Annotated in this window: 19 protein-coding genes and 1 pseudogene; 15 read left to right on the plus strand and 5 right to left on the minus strand. The window is 59.8% G+C overall.

All coding sequences use genetic code 11. From position 1 onward, the window contains the following. From efeB to lpxO, 3 genes are all read left to right on the plus strand, one after another. The gene (gene efeB / locus CRO23_RS09530; RefSeq protein WP_033640038.1) at positions 1-1,299 is read left to right on the plus strand and encodes an iron uptake transporter deferrochelatase/peroxidase subunit; all 1,299 of its coding nucleotides are present in this window, start codon (positions 1-3) and stop codon (positions 1,297-1,299) included. Positions 1,300-2,017: 718 nt separating this feature from the next. Then, on the plus strand, positions 2,018-2,806 hold the full coding sequence (phoH, locus tag CRO23_RS09535; RefSeq protein WP_015378226.1) for a phosphate starvation-inducible protein PhoH: 789 nt from the start codon (positions 2,018-2,020) through the stop codon (positions 2,804-2,806). A gap of 234 nt (positions 2,807-3,040) precedes the next feature. After that, entirely contained in the window at positions 3,041-3,943 is a 903-nt protein-coding gene (gene lpxO / locus CRO23_RS09540; RefSeq protein WP_097101843.1) for a lipid A hydroxylase LpxO, read from the plus strand. A 36-nt stretch (positions 3,944-3,979) separates the two neighbouring features. On the opposite strand, the gene chaA is transcribed toward lpxO, so the two are convergent. Both chaA and CRO23_RS09550 read right to left on the minus strand, forming a co-directional pair. Then, positions 3,980-5,083, minus strand: coding sequence for a sodium-potassium/proton antiporter ChaA (gene chaA, locus CRO23_RS09545; protein WP_004934723.1), 1,104 nt, complete (start codon positions 5,081-5,083; stop codon positions 3,980-3,982). Between the two features lie 294 nt (positions 5,084-5,377). Continuing rightward, positions 5,378-6,196 carry a siderophore-interacting protein gene (locus CRO23_RS09550; protein WP_097101844.1) on the minus strand — a complete coding sequence of 273 codons (819 nt, stop codon included), beginning with the start codon at positions 6,194-6,196 and terminating at the stop codon, positions 5,378-5,380. Between the two features lie 130 nt (positions 6,197-6,326). On the opposite strand from CRO23_RS09550, the gene chaB reads away from it, so the two are divergent. The 10 genes and pseudogenes from chaB to CRO23_RS09600 all read left to right on the plus strand — a co-directional run bounded on the left by chaB (position 6,327) and on the right by CRO23_RS09600 (position 17,467). After that, complete coding sequence (gene chaB / locus CRO23_RS09555; RefSeq protein ID WP_016927335.1) at positions 6,327-6,554, plus strand: putative cation transport regulator ChaB; 228 nt, start codon at positions 6,327-6,329, stop codon at positions 6,552-6,554. A 252-nt stretch (positions 6,555-6,806) separates the two neighbouring features. After that, a complete protein-coding gene (locus CRO23_RS09560) occupies positions 6,807-7,502 on the plus strand; it encodes a gamma-glutamylcyclotransferase (protein ID WP_016927336.1) in 696 nt (231 codons plus the stop codon). A gap of 300 nt (positions 7,503-7,802) precedes the next feature. Further along, positions 7,803-8,756, plus strand: coding sequence for an HTH-type transcriptional regulator Cbl (cbl, locus tag CRO23_RS09565; RefSeq protein ID WP_004934716.1), 954 nt, complete (start codon positions 7,803-7,805; stop codon positions 8,754-8,756). Positions 8,757-8,930: 174 nt separating this feature from the next. Beyond that, positions 8,931-10,499, plus strand: coding sequence for an ABC transporter substrate-binding protein (locus CRO23_RS09570; RefSeq protein WP_097101846.1), 1,569 nt, complete (start codon positions 8,931-8,933; stop codon positions 10,497-10,499). After that, a complete protein-coding gene (locus tag CRO23_RS09575; protein ID WP_004934713.1) occupies positions 10,499-11,554 on the plus strand; it encodes an ABC transporter permease in 1,056 nt (351 codons plus the stop codon). Before CRO23_RS09570 ends, CRO23_RS09575 begins: the two co-directional genes overlap by 1 nt. After that, positions 11,551-12,420, plus strand: coding sequence for an ABC transporter permease (locus CRO23_RS09580; protein ID WP_016927339.1), 870 nt, complete (start codon positions 11,551-11,553; stop codon positions 12,418-12,420). The genes CRO23_RS09575 and CRO23_RS09580 overlap by 4 nt, the downstream gene beginning before the upstream one ends. Beyond that, positions 12,410-13,250: pseudogene (locus CRO23_RS09585) on the plus strand (ABC transporter ATP-binding protein). The gene CRO23_RS09580 and the pseudogene CRO23_RS09585 overlap by 11 nt, the downstream one beginning before the upstream one ends. After that, a complete protein-coding gene (locus CRO23_RS09590) occupies positions 13,247-13,918 on the plus strand; it encodes an ABC transporter ATP-binding protein (RefSeq protein WP_097101848.1) in 672 nt (223 codons plus the stop codon). Before CRO23_RS09585 ends, CRO23_RS09590 begins: the two are co-directional and overlap by 4 nt. A 132-nt stretch (positions 13,919-14,050) precedes the next feature. Next, the gene (locus CRO23_RS09595; RefSeq protein WP_079451508.1) at positions 14,051-15,625 is read left to right on the plus strand and encodes an ABC transporter substrate-binding protein; all 1,575 of its coding nucleotides are present in this window, start codon (positions 14,051-14,053) and stop codon (positions 15,623-15,625) included. A 231-nt stretch (positions 15,626-15,856) separates the two neighbouring features. Then, positions 15,857-17,467 carry a hypothetical protein gene (locus tag CRO23_RS09600; RefSeq protein ID WP_097101850.1) on the plus strand — a complete coding sequence of 537 codons (1,611 nt, stop codon included), beginning with the start codon at positions 15,857-15,859 and terminating at the stop codon, positions 17,465-17,467. Here the strand turns inward: CRO23_RS09600 and CRO23_RS09605 are convergent. Further along, positions 17,464-18,132, minus strand: coding sequence for a prepilin peptidase (locus tag CRO23_RS09605; protein WP_097101852.1), 669 nt, complete (start codon positions 18,130-18,132; stop codon positions 17,464-17,466). The genes CRO23_RS09600 and CRO23_RS09605 overlap by 4 nt on opposite strands. A gap of 429 nt (positions 18,133-18,561) precedes the next feature. On the opposite strand from CRO23_RS09605, the gene CRO23_RS09610 reads away from it, so the two are divergent. After that, complete coding sequence (locus CRO23_RS09610; RefSeq protein ID WP_097103087.1) at positions 18,562-20,070, plus strand: YchO/YchP family invasin; 1,509 nt, start codon at positions 18,562-18,564, stop codon at positions 20,068-20,070. Here the strand turns inward: CRO23_RS09610 and narL are convergent. Further along, entirely contained in the window at positions 20,067-20,717 is a 651-nt protein-coding gene (gene narL / locus CRO23_RS09615) for a two-component system response regulator NarL (protein ID WP_016927346.1), read from the minus strand. The two genes, CRO23_RS09610 and narL, sit on opposite strands and share 4 nt — an antisense overlap. A gap of 10 nt (positions 20,718-20,727) precedes the next feature. Beyond that, positions 20,728-22,512: a nitrate/nitrite two-component system sensor histidine kinase NarX gene (gene narX, locus CRO23_RS09620; protein ID WP_097101854.1), complete on the minus strand. Its 1,785-nt coding sequence runs from the start codon at positions 22,510-22,512 to the stop codon at positions 20,728-20,730. 349 nt (positions 22,513-22,861) lie between these two features. Between narX and CRO23_RS09625 the strand changes: the two genes are divergently transcribed. Then, positions 22,862-24,256, plus strand: coding sequence for a NarK family nitrate/nitrite MFS transporter (locus tag CRO23_RS09625; RefSeq protein ID WP_016927348.1), 1,395 nt, complete (start codon positions 22,862-22,864; stop codon positions 24,254-24,256). Positions 24,257-24,585 lie beyond the last annotated feature (329 nt).

A 24,585-nucleotide genomic window follows, 5' to 3' on the forward strand; every position in this document is an offset into this window, starting at 1 on the left:
ATGAGCAACAAGGCAGGCCCGCATAACGGGCCGCATCCGCAATCGCAGGGGGCGGCATCGCCTTCGCGACGCCGTTTGCTGCAAGGGCTGGGGCTGGGCGCGCTGGCGCTGGGCGGCAGCCGCCTGGCGCAGGCGGCGGGCAACGCGGCGGAGCCGTTGGCGACGCCGCAGGATGAGCGCTGGCAGAAACAGCCGTTTTATGGCCGCCATCAGGCTGGGGTGCTGACGCCGCAACAGGCGGCGATGATGCTGGTGGCGTTCGATGTGCTGGCGACCGACAAAGCGGGGCTGGAGCGCCTGTTCCGGCTGCTGACCGATCGCATCGCCTTCCTGACTCACGGTGGCAAGGCGCCGGAGGTAGACGCCAAGCTGCCGCCGCTCGATTCCGGCATCATGGGGCCGGAGATTTACCCGGACAACCTGACCATCACCGTGTCGGTCGGCGCATCGCTGTTTGATGAACGCTTTGGTCTGCAGGCGCAAAAACCGCTGCGGTTGCAGAAAATGACCCGCTTCCCCAACGATGCGTTGGACGCCGCGCTTTGCCACGGCGACCTGCTGCTGCAGATCTGCGCCAACACCAACGAAACGGTGATTCACGCGCTGCGCGACATCATTAAGCATTCGCCGGATCTGCTCAGCGTGCGCTGGAAGCGGGAGGGGTTCATCTCCGCGCACGCGGCGCGCAGCAAAGGCAAAGAGACGCCGATCAACCTGTTGGGGTTCAAAGACGGCACCGCCAACCCGAAAACCGACGACAAACCGCTGATGGATAAGGTGGTGTGGGTCGGCGACAACGTCGGTGAGCCGGCGTGGACGGCGGGCGGCAGCTATCAGGCGGCGCGCATTATTCGTTTTCGCGTCGAGTTTTGGGATCGCACGCCGCTGCAGGAGCAGGAAACCATCTTCGGCCGCGAGAAGCACAGCGGGGCGCCGCTGGGCATGAAGCATGAACATGACGAGCCGGACTACGCGAACGATCCCGACGGCAAGGTGATCCCGATGGATGCGCACATCCGGCTGGCTAACCCTCGCACGCCGGAAAGCCAAAGCAACCTGATGCTGCGGCGCGGCTACAGTTATTCCCTTGGCGTCTCCAATGCCGGGCAGCTGGAAATGGGGCTGCTGTTCGTCTGCTATCAGGCCGATCTGGAGAAAGGCTTCCTGACGGTGCAAAAAAGGCTGAACGGCGAAGCGCTGGAGGAATACATCAAGCCGATTGGCGGCGGGTATTTCTTCGTGTTGCCGGGCGTGAAAGAGGGCGGCGATTATCTGGCCAGCGGCCTGCTCAAGGCCTGAAGCAGGAATGACGAGGCGGGATCTTCCGCCTCGTTTTACGTTGACTTGCCTATTGTGCGGGACATTAAGCGACGGAGTTCAATTCAATCCGTCGTCTGCGGATTAAAAAATCTGAAGGGCACGCCGACTTTTGGTTGTGCAAAATTTAATCAGGAAACCAAAGTGTCATTCGCGGTTTTTAATTGTAATTCGTTGAAATTTATATGTTAAAAATTTTTATGGTATGACGTGTCGCGCGTGATATAGTGTTTTAGCGATAACTAAAAACAAAACATATAAAATTTTTTTACATTTTAGTAACGCGACGGGATTGAATGTCATTATACTGTAATCATCTGGCGGTAGTTTTCACACGGTGCACAGCTTGAAGCTGTAAATATCACTGCGGGGATCGCTAATGGTAAAGTCCTTGGTTGGGCTGGAAAGAAAAAATAACACATCTCCCCTGATTTCTCGTTGTAACGAGGGTTCTCTCTCCGACTCTCTTTTACCGGCAACTCCGCACTCTTATCGCTACCGAATCTCATCGCTTTTTACTCCACGTTTATTGATGCAGTCCGCGTTGTCCCGTGAAGACACGGCGCTTAAGCGTTGCCGTCGATTCACTTTGTCCCTTGGCTCTTATTGGCTCGGAGGAGGCCAAAACCTAATACGTGTGTGAAACATAATCGCGCGGCCTGGCCGTTGCGGTAGGTGAAACAAACTGTAAGGTGCCACTATGGGTAGACAGAAAGCAGTGATCAAAGCACGTCGTGAAGCGAAACGCGTTATTCGTCGTGACGCTCGTAGTCATCGCCAGCTGGAAGAAGAGTCTGTGACCTCGCTGGTGCAAATGGGGGGAGTCGAGTCTATCGGCATGGCGCGAGACAAGCGCGATAGCTCACCCATCGAGGCTAGAACCGAAGCTCAGGGTCATTACTTATCAGCCATAGAGAATAAGCAGCTGATCTTCGCCACTGGCGAAGCCGGCTGCGGCAAAACATTTATCAGCGCCGCCAAGGCGGCGGAGGCGCTGATCCATAAAGAGGTGGATCGGATTATCGTTACCCGTCCTGTTTTGCAGGCGGATGAAGACCTCGGTTTCTTGCCGGGGGATATCTCCGAGAAGTTCGCGCCTTATTTCCGCCCGGTGTATGACATTCTGGTGCGCCGTTTAGGGTCTTCCTTTATGCAGTACTGCCTGCGCCCGGAAATCGGCAAGGTAGAGATTGCGCCGTTCGCTTACATGCGCGGGCGCACCTTCGAAAATGCGGTCGTTATCCTGGATGAAGCCCAGAACGTGACCGCCAGCCAGATGAAAATGTTCCTGACCCGCCTGGGGGAAAACGTGACGGTTATCGTTAACGGCGACGTGACCCAGTGCGACCTGCCGCGCGGCGTGAAATCCGGCCTCAGCGATGCCCTGGAGCGCTTCGAAGAGGACGAGATGATCGGCGTTATCCGCTTTGAAAAACAGGACTGCGTGCGTTCCGCTCTGTGCCAGCGCACGCTCAACGCTTACAGTTAACCTATCCGCTAATGGAAAGGCCGCTTCGGCGGCCTTTTTTATCTCCGCAATTTCCTCTCTCGTTTAACCTTTGTGTAAATTATTGTGGTTTTCTGTATAGATTTTCGTTGAGTTAGCGTTAATGATTAATGGGTTCCAGATTGGCGCGCAATTTGCCTGTGCCGCCAAAAGGACATTATCTGGGGTGTGCGCCGCGCGGCGCATAGCGTGTGGGTTCCTTGATGCGATTCAAACATGAAATACATCATTCTGCTTTTGCTTATTTTATGCGTCGTCTATGTGCATTACCGCGGGCGGGTGCGCTACAACGTGTGGCGTCAGCTGTCTGACCATTCCACCTTTACCGCACCGCTGAACGTCTTCATGTATCTGTTTTCCCGTGTGCCGACCACGCCGTACCTGAAGCCGGAGCAGTTTCCTGAGCTGACGGTATTGAGAGATAACTGGGAGGCCATCCGCGACGAAGGACAGAAGCTGATGGAGATCCAGCAGATCAAGGCGTCCGATCAATTCAACGACGCCGGTTTCAACTCGTTCTTCAAGACCGGTTGGAAGCGCTTTTACCTGAAATGGTATGAGGACAGCCATCCGTCCGCCATGACCCTGTGCCCGCAGACCACGGAACTGCTGCGCAGCCTGCCTTCGGTCAAGGCGGCGATGTTTGCCGAACTGCCGGATGGCAGCCGGTTGCCGCGCCACCGCGACCCTTACGCCGGTTCGCTGCGTTATCACCTGGGGCTGATTACCCCCAACGATGACCGCTGCTTTATTGAGGTGGACGGCGAACGCTACAGCTGGCGCGACGGTGAAGGCGTGATGTTCGATGAAACCTATCTGCACTACGCGGAAAATCAGAGCGGGCAGAATCGTCTGATCCTGTTCTGCGACATCGAACGGCCGATGCGCTACCGCTGGGCGCAGGCGGTTAACCACTGGCTGGGGCGCAATCTGATGAGCGCCGCCACCGCGCCGAATGAAGAGGGCGATCGTACCGGCGGCGTCAACAAGATGTTCAAATACATCTATGCGATACGCCGGGTGGGGAAACGCCTGAAGGCCTGGAACCGTACCGGTTATTACATCATCAAGTGGATTTTGTTCGGGGGGATCGCCGCGGCGATATTCTTCTCGGTATAACGAAGGCAGGGGCGCACAGAGTGCGCCCCTTTTTGATCAGGCGAAGATCGTCATCATGTAGGCGGCGAACAGCGCCAGGTGAGCGGTGCCGTTCAGCACGTTGGTGCGGCCGGTCGAGAACGACAGCTGGCACAGCAGCAACACCGTCAGCATCACCACGATATGCGGCGTTTGCAGGCCGAAGATCAGCGTCTGCCCGGTCAGGGTAGCGATGATGGTGACCGCCGGCACCGTCAGGGAGATGGTCGCCAGCACCGAACCGAAGAACAGGTTCATGGCGCGTTGCACCTGGTTGTTCAACACGGCGCGCAGCGCGCCCAGGCCTTCCGGCGACAGGATCAGCAGCGCCACCAGGAAGCCGGTGAACTGCGCCGGCGCATTCATCTTGGTCAGCAGGCCTTCCAGCGGATTGGCATTGAACTTGGTGACGGCGATAACCGCGATCAGGTGCACGATGAGCCAGGCGGCGTGCCAGGCGCTGCTGTGCGAAGAAGGCTTGCCGTGGTGCGGGTCGCCATCGTCGTCTTCATGCTCGTACACGAACAGGCTCTGGTGGGTTTTGGTCTGGATCACCAGGAACACGCCATACATGGCGGCGGAAATCAGCGCCACCAGCAGCGCTTGCCCGGTGCTGAAGTTGCCGCCCGGCAGCGCGCTCGGGAACACCAGCACGATCACCGCCAGCGGGAAAATCGCCATCAGATACTGCTTTATGCCGCCGAGGTTGACGTACTGGGTGGCGAACTTGCGCCCGCCGAGCAGCAGCGCGAAGCCGACCAGGCCGGCGGAAACGATCATGATGATGGAGTACAGCGTGTCGCGCATCAGCGCCGGCGCGGCGTCGCCGGTGGCCATCAACGCCGAGATCAGGCTGACTTCGAGGATCACCACCGATAGACTGAGGATCAGCGAGCCGTAGGGTTCGCCCAATCGGTGGGCCAGCACGTCGGCGTGGCGCACCACGCTGAAGGCGCTGCTGAGGATCCCCACCAGCGCGAGAATATTGATGCCGACAATCAGCGGAAAGTTAGCGGTGCTGCCCCATAAATTCAACACCACCAGCGCGGCGATGGGGAAGATCAGCGAGTATTCGGTGTGGCGAGACTTGGTGGATCGGCCAGGATCGTGTTGCGACTTCATGAGGGTGGCACTCCTTCTCAAACAGCGTAGCCCGTCAGCGCCGGTCGCCGTGATGCGGCAACTCTGCGTTTCCAGTAGGTATTTTATATTAGGATACACCCGCGGCGCCGGTGTGATGTTGTTTTTATCTGAGAAAGCAATTGCTTGCTTTATGTGATCAGGGTAACAAAAAAACCGCACGGGGTGCGGTTTTATTTACTTACTTTTACGCAATAACGCTAATTTTTAACGTTAGATTTGAGAAAAGTCGTGTTTACTTGTTTAGTGCTCGGTTAATCAAGGAGAATGAGACGGTCAGTCGTCAATATTATCCATGATTTCATGCCGTTTATTGTGGTAACCCTCTTCATTTAGCCCCTCACGCCAGTAAGGCACGGCATAAAGACGATTACGATCGCATTGACGTTCGCGCCGCAGGTAACGGCGCAACTCTACTACCAGGCGATCTTCACCGGCGAGCCAGAAATGCGCTTCACCCTGCGGCACGGACTGCGCGCGGAACCGAGCGATCAATTCGTCGGTTTTCTCTGTGCCGCCGACGACCCAATTCACCTCAACGCCGGTAGGCTTTTTCAGGTCAATCACGTCGGCAGTGCTATCGACGCGGACGAAAGCGCGCCCGGCACCGTGCGGCGGCAGGTTTTCCAGCAGCGCGGCCAACGCCGGCAGCGAAGAAGGATCGCCCGCCAGGCAGTAGAAGTCGGCGGCCGGCAGCATCGGTTTGGGGCCGCCTGGATTGCTGATGCCGATTTTATCGCCGATTTTCGCCTGGCGCGCGAAGTCGACCGCCGGTCCCTGGTGATCGTGAATGGCGAATTCGATGTCCACTTCCGCCTGTTCCGGGCGCACGGCGCGAATGGAATAGGTGCGCACGATCGGGCGCACGGCATCGGCAGCCCAGCGCGGGCCGTTTTCAGTCAGCGTCGGCAGATCCGGCTGCGTTTGGCCGGCGAGCGGCAAAAAGACCTTGATGTGCGCGGCGGCGGCGTTGGCCGGGTAGTAGCGCAGATCGGGCGCGGTAAAGGTGATGCGGCGCAGGTGCGGCGTAATGTCCTGTACGGCGCTGACGGCGATCAGGTAGGGGGCGCGTGAGCGAGGGGCTTCGGTAGTCACGGGGATCTCCTTATAGGTCGTTTGGCGGTGAGTATACCATGCCGTTTGATAATGAGAATTGTTTGCTCATTGAGGCGTAACCGCGTGTGGGCTAGGCTTAAGGTTCACGCAATACGCACGGGAGGATGTGATGCCATACCAAGACACGAACGACTTGCCGGACAATGTGAAGCATGTGCTGCCGGAACATGCGCAGGCGATCTATAAAGAAGCGTTTAACAGCGCCTGGCAACAATACCGGGATCCCGACGATCGGCGCGGTGACGACAGCCGGGAGGAGACGGCGCATAAAGTAGCCTGGGCGGCGGTCAAGCAAAGCTATCGCAAGGGCGACGACGAACGCTGGCATAAAAAGTAACGCCTCTATGCCCCGGTAAGAATCGCGCAGACGTTATGCTGACCTCGGCAATTAATATTGTTGCTGCTCAGTACAAATACTTTTCCACGTTAACGCCGCTTTGCAACTTGATTGCGCGGCGGGAAAAGAATATGGTCATTATTAATCGGCGCGGTTATTGAATTAATAAAATTCCGCACCAAAAAATAAAATTGCAAAGGTTCAGTAGTGGCGAGGGAGGACGAGAAATCGTATTCCCGGGAGGTTGTAACAGTGTTAACGCGAGATTTTCTGCAAAAAGCGGATTGCAAAACCGCCTTTGGCGCTATTGAGGAGTCGCTGTTGCTGACGCCTGAACAGCGCGCAGCCTCGTTGGAATGCACGCTATCGCGCCGGCCGGATCACAGCCCGGTATGGGTATTCGGTTACGGTTCGCTGATGTGGAATCCGGTTTTCGAATCTGAAGAAGTGCGGCCCGCCATGCTGCAGGGCTGGCATCGGGCGTTCTGCATGCGTTTGACCGCCGGGCGCGGCACGCTGCACCAGCCGGGGCGCATGCTGGCGCTGAAAGAGGGCGGCCAGACCACCGGATTGGCGTTTCGTCTGCCGGAAGGCAAGCTGCGTGAAGAGCTGGAGCTGCTTTGGAAGCGCGAAATGGTGACCGATTGCTACGTGCCGACCTGGTGTGAACTGCAGTTGGATGGCGGAGAGACCGTCACGGCGCTGGTGTTCGTGATGAACGCGCAGCACCCGCTGTTTGAAGCAGACACCAGCCACCAGGTGATCGCGCCATTGATCGCCAGCGCCAGCGGCCCGCTGGGCACCAACGCGCAATACCTGTTTGCGCTGGATAACGAGCTGAAGCACCACGGCATGCAGGATGATTGCATCGGCGATCTGGTGCGCTATGTACAGCAATGGTTGCAGCAGAACCGCACCGGCGGCATCGGCAGCGAGGCCACCGCCTGAGGCTGCTGCGGGAATGCGAACGGTGAGGGGCTCAGCATGCTGGGCCCTTTTTTATATCTAATGCCTCTATTTAATAACTTTATTCTGCATGATGACTTAAGTCGCTTTATTTGTGTGGTTATTTATCTCTTTATTTTTAAAGCCATTCATCATTTTCCCCCGTCCTCATCACCCGAGAGCCACGATAAATAATTCACTTAGTATTAAATTGCATAAGTAAAGGTTATTTCTTATTTGTTCAGTCCCGCAGGACTCCGTATCAATATGGCAGACGCTACTGCAAGAAACAGGGAGACGGGGATGAACTTTCAACAATTAAAAATTATTCGCGAATCGGCACGCTGCAACTACAACCTGACCGAGGTCGCCAATACCTTATTTACTTCGCAGTCCGGCGTTAGCCGGCATATTCGCGAGTTGGAAGAAGAGCTGGGCATCGAAATATTCATTCGCCGCGGCAAACGGCTGCTGGGCATGACCGAGCCCGGCAAAGAGCTGCTGGTGGTGGCGGAGCGCATTCTTAACGACGCGAACAACATCCGTCGCCTGGCGGATGTCTTCAGCAGCAACGATTCGGGGCAGCTGCATATCGCGACGACGCACACCCAGGCGCGCTATAGCCTGCCGGGGGTGATCAAAGAGTTTCGCGCGCTTTACCCACGGGTGCGGGTGGTGCTCAATCAGGGCAGCCCGGAGGAGATCGTCTCGATGCTGGCCGCCGGTGAAGCCGACATCGGCATTGCCAGCGAACGGCTGATGAGCGACGAGTCGCTGGCGGCGTTCCCTTACTACCGCTGGCATCACACCATTCTGGTGCCGGAAGGGCACGAGTTGACGCGGCAGCCGCAGGTGACGCTGGAGATGCTCAGCACCTTGCCGCTGATCACTTACCGCCAGGGCATTACCGGCCGCGCGAAGCTGGATGCGGCGTTCAAATCGGCGGGCCTGACGCCGGACATCGCGCTCAGCGCGCAAGATTCCGACGTAATTAAAACCTATGTCGAGCTGGGGTTAGGCGTGGGCGTGCTGGCGGACATGTCGTATGAAAAAGAGCGCGATCGCGGGTTGGTCAGCCTCAACGCCGAGCATTTGTTTGAACCCAATACGGTCTGGCTGGGCCTGAAACGCAGCCAGCTGCAGCGCAACTATGCCTGGCGCTTTATTCAGCTGTGCAACCCGACGTTGTCGCTGACCGAAATCAAAGACAAGGTCTTCTCGTCGCAGCTGGATGCGGTGATTGACTACCAGATTTAATCGATAGCGGCAGGCAATGCCTGCCGCACATGCTGCATCGCCTGCCTAATAATCAAAATCCCATCTATATACATAAAAAGAATATCTATAGTGATTTAAGTACCTTCAGCTGCCGATCGTGCTCGCATACACTCGCAAAATTATTATAAATTCCATCCGCTTGGAGAGTTTCAGATGAAAGCGCTCGTTCCTTCTTTGCTGTTTTTGGCCATGGCGGCCAGCGTAAACGCACAGGCGGCGACGCCGGCCAACACGCTGGTGATCGCGCAATCTATCGATGACGTGGTCAGCTTTGACCCGGCCCAGGGATTTGAGTTAACCACGGTGCAGTCGTTCAACAGCCTGTATCAACGTCTGATCCAGTCAGATCCGCACAATCCCATCGATCTTAAACCAACCCTGGCCAGCAGCTGGCAGGCCGGCGCCGACGACCGCAGCCTGACTTTCAGCCTGCGCCCGGACGCCACGTTCGCCAGCGGCAATCCGCTGCGGCCGGAAGACGTGATCTTCTCGCTTTCACGGGTGGTTAAACTCAATCTCGAACCGTCGTTTATCCTGACGCAGCTGGGCTGGAACGCGAAGAACGTGGAGCAACACCTGAGCAAGGTGGACGAGCACACGGTAAAAATCAGCTGGAGTGAGAACGTCAGCCCGGCCTTCGTGCTCAGCCTGCTGTCGGCGCCGGTATCCTCGATCGTTGACGCCAAAGAGGCGCTGGCGCACCAGCAGGGCGACGATCTGGGGCATCAATGGTTGAACAGCCACTCCGCCGGCAGCGGCCCTTACAAAATCCGCACCTATGTGCCGCACGAAGTGGTGGTGCTGGACGCCAATCCCGGCTCGCCGGAAGGGGCGCCGACGCTGAAAACCATCCTGATCAAAAACGTGCCCGATCCGGCGGCGCGCCGTTTGCTGATCGAGCAGGGCGATGCCGATATCGCCCGCAACCTGGGGGCGGACCAGATGGCGGCCCTGAAGGGCAAGCCGGGCGTCAAACCGTTGGCCATTCCTTACGCCTCGCTTTATTTCCTGCAGTTCAACGCCAAGGCGTCGCCGGCGCTCGGCAATCCGGCGTTCTGGGAGGCGGCGCGCTGGCTGTTCGATTACCAAGGCATCGCCGACGATCTGCTGAAAGGGCAATTCCAGAGCCATCAGGCATTCCTGCCGGACGGTTATCTGGGCGCGCTCAAGGATCAGCCGTACAGCTTCAATCCGCAGAAAGCCAAAGAAATACTGGCCAAAGCGGGGCTGAGCAACGTCAGTTTCCGCCTGGACGTCAACAACCAGCCGCCGTATCTGGATATCGCCCAGGCGCTGCAGGCCAGTTTTGCCCAGGGCGGCGTGAAGGTCGAACTGGTGCCGGGCATCAGTTCGCAGGTCTCCACCAAGGTGAAAGCGCTTAACTACGATGCGACGCTGACCTCCTGGGGGCCGGATTACTTCGACCCTAACACCAACGCCGCCGCCTTCGCCTACAACCCGGAAGACGGCAGCAAGACGCTGGCCTGGCGCGCCAACTGGCAGATCCCGGCGCTGAGCAAGCTGACGCTGGCCGCCACCGCGGAAAATGACACCGCCAAACGGGTGGCAGACTACCAGCAACTGCAAAAACAGGTGCAGCAAAGCTCGCCGTTTGTCATCGGCCTGCAGGCGCGCAGCCTGATTGCGGTGCGTGACAACCTCAAGGGCTATGTGCAGGGCATCAACCCTGACATGGTGTTCTACAGCAAGGTCAGCAAGTAATGGCCGCTGACCTGTCCGCCGGCGCCGGGGCGGCCCGGCGGTATTGGCGCTGGGGCGGGCGGCTGCTCGGCGGCGCGCTGTCTCTGGCGCTGACGTTGCTTGGCCTGCTGCTGTTCACCTTCATGCTGTCGCACCTGGCGCCGATCGATCCGGCGCTGCAGGTGGCGGGCGATCACGCCAGCGAAGCCACCTATGCGCAGGTGCGGCACGAGCTGGGATTGGATCAGCCGCTGCCGGTGCAATTTTGGCGTTACCTGGTGCACCTGGCGCACGGCGATTTGGGCATTTCGCGTATTACCGCGCAGCCGGTGTTGAGCGATCTGTTGCGCACCTTCCCGGCGACGGTGGAGCTGGCCACCTGCGCCATTATCCTCGGCGCCCTCGGCGGCATTACGCTGGCGTTTCTGGCGGTGCTCAAACCGGGCAGCTGGCTGGATAACGCGGCGCGTCTGCTGTCGCTGATCGGTTATTCGGTGCCGATTTTCTGGTTGAGCCTGCTCGGACTGTTGCTGTTCTACGCCACGCTGCATTGGTCGGCGGGGCCGGGGCGGCTGGACGACATTTACTTGTACAGCATGGAGCCGCGCAGCGGTTTCGTGTTGATCGACAGCTGGTTGTCCGGCGATCGTGAAATGTTCTACAACGCCATCGGCCACCTGTGGCTGCCGGTGGTGGCGTTGGCGCTGCTGTCGATGGCGGGCATCACCCGGCTGCTGCGGGCGGCGATGCTGGAAGAGTGCAACAAGGAATACGTGACGCTGGCGCGTTCCAAGGGCGCCGGCCGCCTGCGCATTCTGCTGCGCCATGTGTTCCCCAACGTGTTGGGCACGCTGATCACCGTACTGTCTCTCTCCTACGCCAGCCTGCTGGAGGGCGCGGTATTGACCGAAACGGTGTTCGCCTGGCCCGGCGTCGGGCGTTACCTGACCTCGGCGCTGTTTGCCGCCGACACGCCGGCGATCCTCGGCGCCACGCTGCTGATCGGCACCTGTTTCGTGCTGTTGAATGCGCTGGCCGACGCCTTGACCTATTTAGTGGATCCGCGAACCCGATGAGCCAATATCTCTCTGAACACGAACCGCAAAGCGAGCCGGCCGTCGGTTACCGCCGCGGTCGACGTCTGACCACGCTGACGCTGGGCGCGGCGCTGGTGGCGATCCTGATCGTCACCGCGCTGCTGGCTCCGTGGCTGGCGCCTTTCGATCCCAATCTGCAGCATATCGAGCTGCGGTTACTGCCGCCTTCGGCTGCACATTGGCTGGGCACCGACGGCTTTGGCCGCGATTTGCTCTCCCGCGTGATTTACGGCGCGCGGCCGACGCTGATCCTGGTGTCGCTGATTCTGGTGTTGACCATTCCCATCGGCCTGCTGGTCGGCATTTGCGCCGGTTACCTCGGCGGCTGGGTCGAGCGCATTTTGATGCGTCTGACCGACATTTTCCTGTCGCTGCCGAGTCTGGTGATCGCGCTGGCGTTCGTGGCGGTCATGGGACCGGGGCTGATGAACGGCGCGCTGGCGCTGGCATTGACCAGCTGGCCGGCCTTTGCCCGCCAGGCGCGGGCCGAAACCCTGGCGCTGCGCCGCAGTGACTACCTGGCGGCGGCGCGCATGCAGGGCATCAACGGGTTGCGGCTGATGGTCGGCCACATTTTGCCTTTATGCCTGCCGAGCGCGGTGGTGCGTGCGGCGCTGAGCCTGGGCGGCATCATCCTGTCCGCCGCCGGTCTGGGGTTCCTCGGCATGGGCGTCGCGCCGCCGACCGCCGAATGGGGATCGATGGTGGCCGAAGGCAGTAAAGTGATTTTCGACCAATGGTGGGTCGCCGCCGCACCAGGCGGGGCGATCCTGTTCGCCAGCCTGGCGTTTAACCTGCTGGGCGATGGCCTGCGCGACAAAATGGATCCTCGTCATGGGCACTGATAACACGTTATTGACCGTTGAACGGCTGGCGATCGGCGTGCCGGGGCCGCAGCCGGCGGCGCTGGTGAAGAATATCTCGTTCAGCATGCGGCGGGAGCGGCTGGCGCTGGTCGGCGAGTCCGGCTCCGGCAAATCGTTGACCGCGCGCGCTGATGGGGCTATTGCCGCCGCCGTTGCAGCTGCAGGCGCAGCGCCTGACGCTGGGCGACGAAGACTTGACGCGCCTGAGCGAGCGCCAGTGGAGCCGCCTGCGCGGCGACCGGGTGGCGATGGTGATGCAAGATCCCAAGCATGCGTTGAATCCCAATCAGCCGATCGGCCGTCAGGTGGAGGAACCGCTGGTGTTGCATGCCAAGCTGAGCCGCGCCGAGCGGCGTGAAAAAGTGCTGGAGATGCTGGCGGCGGTGGGATTGCCCGATCCGGCGGCGCTGTGCGGCCGTTATCCGCATCAGCTCTCCGGCGGCATGGGGCAGCGGGTGATGCTGGCCATTGCGTTGATCAACGATCCGCAGCTGTTGATTGCCGATGAACCGACTTCGGCGCTGGATCACCAGATGCGCGATCAGGTGCTGCAACTGATAGACAATCTGGTGGCGCAACGCAACATGGGGCTGATCCTGATCAGCCACGATTTGCAGCAGGTGGCGCACCACTGCGAGCGGGTGCTGGTGATGTACAAAGGCGAGCTGTTGGATCAACTGCCGGCAGCCGAGCTGGCGCAGGCCACGCATCCTTATACTCGCACGCTGTGGGCGTGCCGGCCGAGCCGCGAGACGCGCGGCAAACCGCTGCCGGTGCTGGACCGCGCGCTGTTGGAGACGTTGAAATGAGCGTAATTGCACTGGAGAACCTGAGCGTCAGTCACCGCCAGGGCTACGAGCTGCGCACCGTGGTGCATGAGGTTAACCTGCACATCGAACCGGGTGAGTGTTTCGGGCTGGTGGGGCCTTCCGGCTGCGGCAAGTCCTCGTTGCTGTGGGTGCTGGCCGGGCTGAATAGCAGCTGGCAGGGCGGTTTTGAGCTGCTGGGGCGGCGGCTGCAACCGGGGCAGGCATTTACCGGCGAGTTGCGGCGCGAGGTGCAGATGGTGTTTCAGGATCCCTACGCTTCGCTACACCCCAAGCACCGGCTGTTGCGTACGCTGTCGGAACCGCTCAAATTGATGCAGGAAAGCGACATCGAACGCAAGATCAGCGCGGGCTTTCGCCAGGTGGGGTTGGATCCGCGCCTGCTGGATCGCTACCCGCATCAGCTGTCGGGCGGCCAGCGGCAGCGCGTGGCGATCGTGCGCGCATTGTTGCTGCGGCCGAAGTTGCTGCTGCTGGATGAACCGACTTCGGCGTTGGACATGTCGGTGCAGGCGGAGATCCTCAATCTGCTCAACGAGCTGAAACAGGCGGGCGATCTGACTATGGTGCTGGTCAGCCACGATGCGGACGTGATTGACCACATGTGCGATCGTTCGGTGGCAATGGCGCACGGCCGCATCATCGTTTGACCCAATGCCCGCCAATGCGGCGGGCATATCCATCTTGGTAATAAATAAAGCAATTTATCGTCGTTCTTCTGTTAATTCTTACCCCCTACACTCGAAAAACAACGCAACCGCGTGATTATGGAGAGTGTATCGATGAAACGGTTAATCCCAACCTTATTGTATGGCGCGCTGGCGGCCGCTTTCGGTGCGCAGGCTGCCACCCCGCAGGATACCTTGGTGGTGGTCAGTTCGTTGGAGGGCATCATCAGCCTCGATCCGGCGGAGAGCTTTGAAACCGTCAGCTCGGCCAATCTGGTCAACCTCTATCAGCGCCTGGTGGCGCCGGATCGCGCCGCGCCGCAAAAGCTGGCGCCGGATGCCGCAGGCAGTTGGCAAGCGGGCGCCGATGGCCGCAGCCTGACCTTTACCCTGAAACCGCAGCAGCGTTTCGCTTCCGGCAATCCGCTGCGGCCGGAAGATGTGATTTTTTCGCTGGTTCGCGCGGTGAAGCTGAACAAGGCGCCGTCGTTTATTCTCGGCGAGTTTGGCTGGACGCCGGATAACGTTGAGCAGCAGCTGAAGAAGGTGGGAGATAACCAGGTGCAACTCAGTTGGCCCGCCAACATCGGCAGCGAATTGGCGCTGCGGCTGCTGACGGCGAATGTGGCTTCGATCGTGGATGAAAAGCTGTTGAACGAGCATGCGCAGCAGGGGGACTACGGTAACGCCTGGCTGCGCAGCCATTCCGCCGGCGGCGGCCCGTATCGGGTGAATAACTATGTGCCGCATGAAGCGCTGCTGTTTGGCCGCAATGAGTACGCCCCGTCGCCGGCAAGGTTGAAAACGGTGTTGTTCAAGAACGTCAGCGACGCCGGCACCCGCCGTTTGCTGTTGCTGAAAGGGGATGCCGACGTGGCCTACGATCTGGGCGCCGACCAGTTCGACTCACTGCGCAACGCGTCTGGCGTGCGCATCGAGCAGGCCGATGCGCCCCGGATCTATTACCTCGGTTTCAACACCGGCAGCAAAGACAATCCGGCGCTGGGCAATCCGGCGTTGTGGCAGGCGGCGCGCTGGCTGGTCGATTATCAGAGCATCGCCGAGCAACTGCTGAAAGGGCAATATCGCGTGCATCAGGCCTTCTTGCCACAGGGATTGGACGGGGCACTCGACGATCGGCCGTTTAAGCTCGACGTGGACAAAGCCAAACAGATCCTGCGCGATGCCGGCATCGCTGAAGGTACGCGCATCGATCTTATCGTCATCAACCAACCGCCGTATACCGACATCGCGCAGGCGCTGCAGGCCAGTTTTGCGCAGGCCGGGCTGCGGTTGGATATCCATCCGGTGGTAGAAAGCGATCTGTGGGGCAAGATGCGCGGCCGCGATTTTCAGGCGATCTTCACCTACTGGGGCGCCGACTACCTGGATCCGAACACCAACGCCAGCGCCTTTGCCTATAACGTGCCCGGTGGGCCGAAAACCCTGGCCTGGCGCACCCAGTGGGGCATTCCCGCCATCAGCGCGGAAACGCGCGCCGCGGCTGCGGAGGGGAACAGCGCCGCGCGCAGCGCACGTTACGTCACGTTGCAACGGGAATTGCAGGCCAGCTCGCCCTATGTGGTGGCGCTGCAGGGGCAAACGCTGGTGGCATTGCGGGACAACGTCGAAGGTGCCCGGCTGGATATCGCCAACAGCATGCTGTATCTGGATCGGGTCAGCAAGTAGCGGCAACGCCGCGCGCCAGGCCGAGCTTTCTGTCGCACCAAAGGCCAACAGCGAGTGAAATCGCTTGCTGTTGCCACCTCGAATCGCGAGATGTTGTGTCAGGGTGAAATAAAATGAAATTTCATAACGCGCTCATATGACGGTGATAGATTGGCACTGAAAGGCGGCGTTGTTTACGCCTTTCACCGCGGTCGTCCGCAATGATGCGGACACATCACGTCAGGAGATATTATGGACAATAACGAAAACGTTTCAGGAGCGCGCGCAGCAAGCTTGCTCGCCACCGGTGAGGTTGTTACGCCGGAACAGTTTTATCAGGACAGCGACGGAAGCAACTGGGGGCCGGCGATCAACAAAGCGGCGGCGGCGGCGCTGCAAGCCGGCGGTACGCTGTCCCTGGGGAAGCGGGTGTATACGGTCGCCGGACACGTACTCATTCAGACGACAACGGACATCTACGGCGGCATCGGTTTGCGGGTGGTCGGATTGGGGCGGGCGACCAAAATTGTCAAGACTGCGGACAGCAGTTACACCAACGAACAGGGCGAAACGAAGAAAGCGGTGATCGTGGTGAAAGGCTTCGCCAATCTGACGCTGCACGGCTTGACGCTGCGGGATGATACCGGCGTAGATGACACCCACGGCGTGTGGTTCAGCGATCGCAACATGACGAAGTTTGATATTCGCGACATCTACACCAAGGTCGGCGGTTATTCGCTGTTTGTCTCGGGCGACATGTTCATTAACTGGCTGGTGAACGTGCAGATGGAGGCAAACGCCAATCGCCCGGGCGATGGGGTGCTGTGGATGGACAAGTCCGGCACCACCAATTTTATAGACGGCCTCTACGCCGCTCGCGCCAAGGGGACTGCGTTCAGAATTTCAGGGTTTTACTCTACTATCGGCTCGTTGGCTGCGGATGACTGCATCGGCGATATCTACTCTTTCAAAGATTTTAACGGCACGATCAATTCGTTGGGTTGCGAGAACCGCAATACGCAGCGCGCCGCCAATGTCAGCGTGTTGTCCACCAACTTTGCCCAGGGCACGATAGGCAATATCAATATCCAGGACGCGCAGAATGTGGAGAGCGGGGGCGTGTTGTGCCGATTCATCAACGAATCTCGTTGGGATATCGGTCAGTTGACTCTTTACAGCGGTTCTAAGACGCCTTTCCTGGCGGCGATCGCCGCCTGCAGCAACAATACCGAGGTAACCTTCAGTAACGTATACAACGGCGGCGTCCCGGTGGCCGGCAAAAGCACCGTCGATGTGACGTCGTTTTTAAGCGGGGTCGAAGCGATGTACAGTCTGGGCGAGCGGGGAATTGCCCCTTCCGCCACCAGCAACCATTTGCCGCGCAATATCTCGAAACAGCAATCGTGGACTTTTTTAGGCACCCTGACCGCGCCGGATCGGCAACCTACAACGCGCATTACTCTTCAACAGGGCGTAAGCACCAAGGTGCTGGCGTGCGATTTATATATCACGTTCGATCTGTCTTCGCAGGCGACCGCCTTTGTCGTCAATAAAGGCAGCTATAGCGCGAAAGGCGCCTTTATGTTGCGGCGCACCGGGCCGTTGAGCTGCGAAATATATTACCGCGTCGAGAAAGATTTCGGCTTTGGCAGTTATCAGGTGCAGACTACGCGCGGCAGTTACTGGCGGCCGGACGGCGTTTCATTGAGCACACCCCCCTCCGATGCGTTGGAAATCCGCAGCGATGAGGTGTTATCCACGACCAGGCTCGCGGTGATCCAGCCACTGGCCAATCCGACAACGGCCAGCACGGCGGAAGTGGCCGGATTGCTCAATCGGCTGATCGAGACACTGAAGAACTAACCGAATAACGCCGGCGCGTTCTGGCCGGCGTCCATCAAGAGCAACAGCCAGCCGGCTGCCGCCAAGGCGATGCCGAAAGGTTGCCGTGTTCGCCAGGCGCGGCGGTTGCGTCGGCCGCGGGTCAATGCCATGCCTAATCCGAACATGGCCGCCAGACAGACCAACAGCGGCAGCATCGTCCAACCGAGCCAGGCGCCCAGCGCCGCCAGCAGTTTGAAATCACCCTGGCCGATGCCGTCACGCCGCCGCACTTTCCGATAAAGCGCGTTGAGCAGCCACAAACCCCCGTAGCCGGCGGCGGCGCCGATAACCGCGTCGCTCAGCGTCGCCCAGCGAGCGTCAAGATTGCACAGCATCCCGCCCCACAGCAGCGGCTGGGTCAACCGGTCCGGCAGCCACCGGTGGCGCCCGTCTAGCCAGGCCAGGGCGATCAGCAGCGCCGCGGCCGGCGGCAACCACAGCCGGTGCGCTGCCGGCAGGTCGAAGGGCAGCGCCGTCAACGCCAAACCGAAGGCCGTCAGCAGCAGGCTGCGGCGGCGCAATCTCGGTGGGCTGGCGCGCACGGCCGCCGTTCGCTCCAACCGGGTGATGAGCGCGAAGGCGACCATACCTGCCGACAGCAGCGCGGTGAAAAACAGCGCGGGCCACAGTAAGGAAAGAAACATCGAGACTCCGTCAGTCGTGAAATAGATGTTTAAAATAACGGCAAAATGCGTATTTCATCGGGGTGAAATGCGGTGAGTGGTGAGGAATGCGCAGTCGTACGCATCGCCACTTCACGTATTGCAGAGTGATGCAATGTCATGCGCGGAGGCGCGCAACAGTGGGGTGTTGCGTTGTTTATCGGCAAAATCGGCGCTGAAATAGTGTGAATTCACCTGGCGGCCGGAATGGATCGGTAAATGGCGTAAGTGACGGCGTCACTGGGGAGTGATTGGGGTTTATCCTATTGTTTCTGTTCGTCAAGCCGTTAGGCTTTAAGGGAGAGGCGCCCCGGTCTTGATGGGGCGTAGGGTATACAGATCTGCCGCGGGAAAGGCGACAGCAAAGCAGTGGGTTGGCATGCTCCAGGAGGGAGGGTGGCCAACGGTGCCATGAAAGACGAAATTCAGGCGGGACTCATCAAAACCAAAAAACGACTCTGGCACAGCCGCCAGACGGTGTGGCTGACCGGGACGCTGGTGTGGCTGGCTGGCGCGCCCGCATGCGCCGAATCCCCGCCGGCGCCGGCGAGCGTTGTCTCTTCCGAACCGGCCGCCGCAGATCCGGCCGCGAATTTGCCCGAACTGGGCGGCGCGCCCGATGACGCCGCGCGCGAGAAGCAGTGGGCCGAGATGGCCAAGCAGTTCGGCGAAAAAGATCTGAATAACGTTTCCCGTCAGCAGATGCGCAGCCGCGCCGAGGATTATCTGCTGGGCCAGGCGACCGGCGCGCTGCAACAGCAGGCGCAGGCGCTGCTGTCGCCGCTGGGCACCGCCCGGTTATCGCTGAAGATGACCGGTGAGGGGGACTTTACCGGCAGCAACGGGCAGTTATTCAGCCCGCTGTACGACGTCGACGGATTGCTGACCTATAGCCAGATCGGCTGGTTGCAGCAAAGCGCCGGGGCGCTCGGTAATTTCGCGCTGGGGCAACGCTGGATCGCCGGTGACTGGCTGCTGGGCTACAACACGGCGCTCGACAGCGATTTCGCCCGGCAGCGCAATCGCGGCAGCGTCGGCGCGGAGGCCTGGGGAGACTACCTGCGTTTCTCCACCAACTATTACTACCCGCTGTCGGCGCTGGCGCAACAGCCTGGCGATGGCGTGTTTTTCAGCCGCCCGGCGCGCGGTTACGACATCACGACGCAAGGCTATCTGCCGTTTTATCGCCAGATCGGCGGTTCGCTCAGCTATGAACAGTATCTCGGCGATAATGTCGATCTGTTCGGCAGCGGCAAAAAACAAAACGATCCGCGCGCGATGCAGCTGGGGCTCAATTACACCCCGGTGCCGCTGGTGACGATGAAGGCGCTGCATAAGATTGGCGCGGGCGGGCAGAGCCAGGATCAGATCGAGCTGGCGCTGAGCTATCGGCTCGGGGTGCCGTTGGTGAAGCAGATTTCGCCGGAGTATGTGGCGCAGGCCAAGTCGCTGCGCGGCAGCCGCTACGATCCTATCGAACGCAAGAACGTGCCGGTGCTGGAGTTCCGCCAGCGCAAAACGCTGCAGGTGTTCCTGGCCACGCCGCCGTGGAGCCTGCATGCGGGGGAAACCGTGCCGCTGGTGTTGGAAATCAAGGCGCTGAACGGCATCGCTCACGTCAGTTGGCAGGGGGATACGCAGGCGCTGAGCCTGACGCCGCCGCACAACGCCAACGATCCGCAGGGCTGGACGGCGATCGTGCCGCCGTGGGACGACGCGCCGGGCGCCGCCAACAGCTACCGGCTATCGGTCACGCTGGAGGACGATAAACAGCAGCGCGTGACGTCCAACTGGATAGAGCTGAAAGTGGCGCCGCCGCTGACGGCGACCGCCGGTGATGACGCGGGCCTGCCGCCGATCAAAACCCTGACGCCGCCGCCGATCCCGGCGCAAACCGGGCCGCTGTACGGCGGCGATTAACCGTTTTTACCCTGCAGCACCCACACGGCGGCCTCGACGCGGGATTTGAGCTTCATCTTTTTCAGCAGGTGTTTGACGTGCACCTTGACGGTGCTTTCGGTGATGGTCAGGCGGCGGGCGATCAGCTTGTTCGGCAGCCCTTGGGCGATCAGCTTCAGGATATCCCGTTCGCGCGGCGTCAATTGCTGAATATCGCGATCGGCGCTGGGGCGGTTTTCCCGCAGGCTGGCGGCGAGGATCGGTGTCAGCGTTTCGCTGAGCACCATCTGCCCGGCCGCCGCCTGATGCAGCGCCTTCAGCAGATCCTCCGGCTCCATGTCTTTCAACAGATAGCCGTCGGCGCCGCGTTTGAGCGCGCTGACGACGTCGTCTTCATGGTTGGATACGCTGAACACCACAACGCGCCCCGACAGGTCGGTCTGGCGCAGGCGATCCAGCGTTTCCAGCCCGTTGATGCCGGGCATGTTGAGGTCGAGCAGGATCAGATCCGGATCGTGCTGCTCCGCCAGCGTGACCCCTTGTTCTCCGTTGCTGGCTTCGGCGATGACCTGCAGGCGAGCGTCCATGCCAATCAGCTGTTTTACGCCGTTGCGCAGCATCGGGTGGTCGTCGATCAGTAAGATTGTGGCGGCGGTTTCTGTCGTCATGGTGTCTCCGTTAGTCGATGGCGTGGTTATCCGGCGTGAAGCTGACCCGCACCTCGGTGCCGCCGCCGCTGCGCGGTAAAATGTCGCAACGGCCGTGCAGGCTCTTGGCGCGATCGCGCATGATGATCAAGCCGTAATGGTCGGGGCGGGATGTTTCGGCCGGCAGGCCGCGTCCGTTGTCGCATACGCTCAGGGTCACTTCGCCCCGTTTGTTGATGACCTGAATGCTCACCTCGCTGGCTGCGGCATGCTTAAGGATGTTACTGAGCGCCTCGCGGGCGATCTGCAGCAGATGAATGGCCTGATAGGCGGGCACCGTGCGCGGCCCCAGTTGGTAATCGAGGCTGATGTTCAGGCCCAGTTTGGGATTGAACTCCGCTACCGTCGATTGCAGCGCCGCCAGCAGGCCCGGTTCGGTCAGCTGCAGGCGGAAGGTGGTCAGCAGCTCGCGCAACTGGCGATAGGCGCCGTTCAGCTCTTCGCGCATCTGCTGCACCAGCGCCTGGCTGGCGGGCGAGAGCGTTTCGCCCTGCATCTGCAGGCAGGCGATCTGCATTTTCAGGCAGGAGAGCGATTGGGCGATGGAGTCGTGCAGCTCGCGGGCGATCGCCGCCCGTTCTTCCATCAACATCAGCTGCTGCTGGTGGTCTACCTGACGTTCGATGGCCAGCACGCTGGTCAGTTGCTCCACCAGAGTGTTGACCAGCTGGCGGTGCTCCTCGTTCAGCGGCTGTTGCGGCGCATGTTGCGCCACGATCACGCCGTAGTCGCCAAGCTTGTCGCTCAGGCTCCAGCTCAGCGACGGGCTGTCGGGATGCTGGCGGTCGCTGTCGTGCAGGCAGGCGCTGCACACCGGATTATGGCAATGCTCCGGCCGCAACGGCTGGTTGCCGCTCAGCTGCAGCAGCGGCTCCCGGCTGTCGTTTTCATACAGCCGCACCTGAATGGCGCGCAGCGGCGTCAGGATTTGCAGTTGGTTGAGCAGCGGCGTCAGGCGGCTGCACAGCGGCTCGCTGGCGTGCAGCAGGCGGCTGGCGCGATAGAGAAAACTCAGCATCTGATTTTTTTGCTGCAGGTCCGCGGTCTTCTCGGCCACGCGCTGCTCCAGCCCGCTGTAGGTGGCCGACAGTTCGTCGGACATGGTGTTCAACGCGCCGCCGAGCGACGCCATTTCATCCTGATGGCCGCGCTGCGCGAAGCGGCGGCTAAAGTCGCCGCGGCCCACCGCCAACGCCATTTCCACCAGCTGTCGCCACGGATGCAGCAACCGGCGGCGCAGGTAGCAGGTGGTGCCTATCAGCAGCAGCAGGGTCAGCGCGATAAAGCCGGCCTGCACCAGCGTCACCATCAGCAGGCGGCGCTCGGTTTGCCTGTCGATATCCGACACCAGCTTATCCAACAGCTGCACGAAGTGCGCCACCTGCGGCGCGGCGTCGGCCGGGCGCTGCGCGCTGCGCAGGCGAGGTTGCAGGGTCTGTTGCCAGTAGTCGCGCAAGGCGTCGAAAGGTTGCGTCAACCCTTCCTGTTCCACCGAACGCTGCAGGTCGGGGCTGTTTTCGTCGCGCTCCAGTTCGCGGATCAACGCTTCATGCCGTTCATCCAGCGGCACCTGCGCCAGCAGACGGTAGCTTTGCATACGCAGCGAGCCGGCCTTGTTGATGGCATGCGCGTTGCCCTGAATGCTTTGCGACATCCAGGCGGAAATCCCCATGCCGGCCACGCCCAGAATGCCCGACAGCAACATCAGCAGGGCGACCTGATTCACGATCGAAAGCGGGGCCAACAGGCGTTTCATAAGCGCGGGTTCCTGGCATTTGGCGCCGCTGAAGCTCAGGGGCGAAGGCGGCGACGGGGTAAACAAGTAACGATTCAGCCGTATTTTTGATTATCCCTGAGCATAACCCCATACCTCGAATGAAGTACCCATTAGTTTCCAGGGGGGCGGCGAAGCGGTGAGGATGACGAAGTGCTTCATTCTAATTTATTGATTGTAAATGATTTAATTTTTATGCAGAACGTACCCCTAAGGGGATGAAGGCGCTATTTGTGCCGCCAACTACTTGCATTCGGGTTGATATACATCAACTTTGCCGCCGGGACCGCCCCCTAGGGTGTCGGAATAATCCCCCGTGTCTGAGGTTTTTATGTCGCAACTTGCAACGCCTTCATCAAAGAAAACCGGTGCGCTGATTCAGGATTGGCATCCTGAAGACAGCGCCTTTTGGCTGCAGCGTGGCCATCGCATCGCCACCCGCAACCTGTGGATTTCCATTCCCTGTCTGCTGCTGGCCTTCTGCGTCTGGATGCTGTTCAGCGCCGTGGCGGTCAACCTGAACAAGGTTGGCTTCAACTTTTCCACTGACCAATTGTTCCTGTTGACAGCGCTGCCGTCGGTCTCGGGCGCTATTTTACGCGTGCCGTATTCCTTCGTGATCCCGCTGTTTGGCGGCCGTCGCTGGACCGCTATCAGCACCTGCTTCCTGCTGGTGCCGTGCCTGTGGCTGGGATTCGCGGTGCAGGACAGCAGCACGCCGTACAGTGTATTCGTCATCATTTCCCTGCTATGCGGTTTTGCGGGCGCCAACTTTGCCTCCAGCATGGCCAATATCAGCTTCTTCTTCCCGAAAGCGCGTCAGGGTGGCGCGTTGGGTCTCAACGGCGGGTTGGGGAATCTGGGCGTCAGCGTCATGCAACTGGTCGCGCCGTTGGCGATCTCTTTCAGCCTGTTTGGTCTGTTTGGCGGCACGGCGCAAGATCAGGCAGAAGGGGGACAGCTGTGGCTGGAAAATGCCGCCTGGATCTGGGTACCGTTCCTGCTGGTCGCCACCTTGGCGGCCTGGTTCGGCATGAACGATCTGGCGGCGGCCAAGGCATCGCTGCGCCAGCAACTGCCAGTGCTCAAACGTGGGCATTTGTGGATGCTGAGTTTGCTGTACCTCGCGACCTTCGGTTCTTTCATCGGTTTCTCCGCCGGTTTCGCCATGCTGTCGAAGACGCAATTTCCGGAGGTCGTGATCCTGCATTACGCTTTCTTCGGGCCGTTCCTCGGTGCGCTGGCACGGCCGGTCGGCGGCGCGCTGTCTGACCGTTTCGGCGGCGTGCGGGTGACGTTGATCAACTTTGTGGTGATGGCCGTGTTCGCCGCGCTGTTGTTCCTGACCTTGCCGGCAGCGGGCGAGGGCGGTTCGTTTATCGCCTTCTACGGCATCTTTATGGTGTTGTTCCTCACGGCGGGGCTGGGCAGCGGATCGACTTTCCAAATGATCGCCGTCATTTTCCGTAAAATCACTGTCGATCGCGTGAAAGCGGCCGGCGGCAGTGACGAGAGCGCACAGCGTGAAGCGGTGACGGACTCCGCCGCCGCATTGGGCTTTATCTCGGCGATCGGCGCCGCAGGCGGTTTCTTTATTCCCCAGGCATTCGGCACCTCGCTGGCGCTGACCGGTTCGCCGGCGGGGGCAATGAAAGTATTCCTGGTGTTCTATATCTTGTGTGTGGTCATCACCTGGGCGGTGTATGGCCGCAAGAAAAAGGCCTAAGTATCAAACCGCTTTCTCAATCCCTCCCGACAAGGGAGGGATATTTCTCTCATTCCGAGTCATCTCTCCTCGCCTCCTCAGTGAAATTTTCTGCCTTTAGGTAAAATTCTCATCTTCGCTTGCCGTTTTTTTCTTTTTTTATAGCACTATCTCTCAATGTGGGAATATTTTCGCCAAAACGGATTATATTATTTGCACGTTTTTTTCGTTTTATTGAGAGTATTCTTACATTAAGACGTTAATGTCTTTTCGCAGATTAAATGAAATTTCCGGGAGGGGAAGGCATAATTAGTGCGATTGTTATAAAATCAGTAATAGGGTTTTGTCTT

This window comes from Serratia sp. JKS296 (assembly GCF_900215445.1).
Classification (GTDB): domain Bacteria; phylum Pseudomonadota; class Gammaproteobacteria; order Enterobacterales; family Enterobacteriaceae; genus Serratia; species Serratia marcescens.

Excerpts from the sequence above, each read along its gene's own strand:
- efeB (WP_033640038.1), top strand. The coding sequence starts at position 1 with ATGAGCAACAAGGCAGGCCCGCATAACGGGCCGCATCCGCAATCGCAG.
- phoH (WP_015378226.1), top strand. The coding sequence starts at position 2,018 with ATGGGTAGACAGAAAGCAGTGATCAAAGCACGTCGTGAAGCGAAACGC.
- lpxO (WP_097101843.1), top strand. The coding sequence starts at position 3,041 with ATGAAATACATCATTCTGCTTTTGCTTATTTTATGCGTCGTCTATGTG.
- chaA (WP_004934723.1), bottom strand. The coding sequence starts at position 5,083 with ATGAAGTCGCAACACGATCCTGGCCGATCCACCAAGTCTCGCCACACC.
- chaB (WP_016927335.1), top strand. The coding sequence starts at position 6,327 with ATGCCATACCAAGACACGAACGACTTGCCGGACAATGTGAAGCATGTG.
- cbl (WP_004934716.1), top strand. The coding sequence starts at position 7,803 with ATGAACTTTCAACAATTAAAAATTATTCGCGAATCGGCACGCTGCAAC.
- CRO23_RS09570 (WP_097101846.1), top strand. The coding sequence starts at position 8,931 with ATGAAAGCGCTCGTTCCTTCTTTGCTGTTTTTGGCCATGGCGGCCAGC.
- CRO23_RS09575 (WP_004934713.1), top strand. The coding sequence starts at position 10,499 with ATGGCCGCTGACCTGTCCGCCGGCGCCGGGGCGGCCCGGCGGTATTGG.
- CRO23_RS09580 (WP_016927339.1), top strand. The coding sequence starts at position 11,551 with ATGAGCCAATATCTCTCTGAACACGAACCGCAAAGCGAGCCGGCCGTC.
- CRO23_RS09590 (WP_097101848.1), top strand. The coding sequence starts at position 13,247 with ATGAGCGTAATTGCACTGGAGAACCTGAGCGTCAGTCACCGCCAGGGC.
- CRO23_RS09595 (WP_079451508.1), top strand. The coding sequence starts at position 14,051 with ATGAAACGGTTAATCCCAACCTTATTGTATGGCGCGCTGGCGGCCGCT.
- CRO23_RS09600 (WP_097101850.1), top strand. The coding sequence starts at position 15,857 with ATGGACAATAACGAAAACGTTTCAGGAGCGCGCGCAGCAAGCTTGCTC.
- CRO23_RS09605 (WP_097101852.1), bottom strand. The coding sequence starts at position 18,132 with ATGTTTCTTTCCTTACTGTGGCCCGCGCTGTTTTTCACCGCGCTGCTG.
- CRO23_RS09610 (WP_097103087.1), top strand. The coding sequence starts at position 18,562 with ATGAAAGACGAAATTCAGGCGGGACTCATCAAAACCAAAAAACGACTC.
- narL (WP_016927346.1), bottom strand. The coding sequence starts at position 20,717 with ATGACGACAGAAACCGCCGCCACAATCTTACTGATCGACGACCACCCG.
- narX (WP_097101854.1), bottom strand. The coding sequence starts at position 22,512 with ATGAAACGCCTGTTGGCCCCGCTTTCGATCGTGAATCAGGTCGCCCTG.
- CRO23_RS09625 (WP_016927348.1), top strand. The coding sequence starts at position 22,862 with ATGTCGCAACTTGCAACGCCTTCATCAAAGAAAACCGGTGCGCTGATT.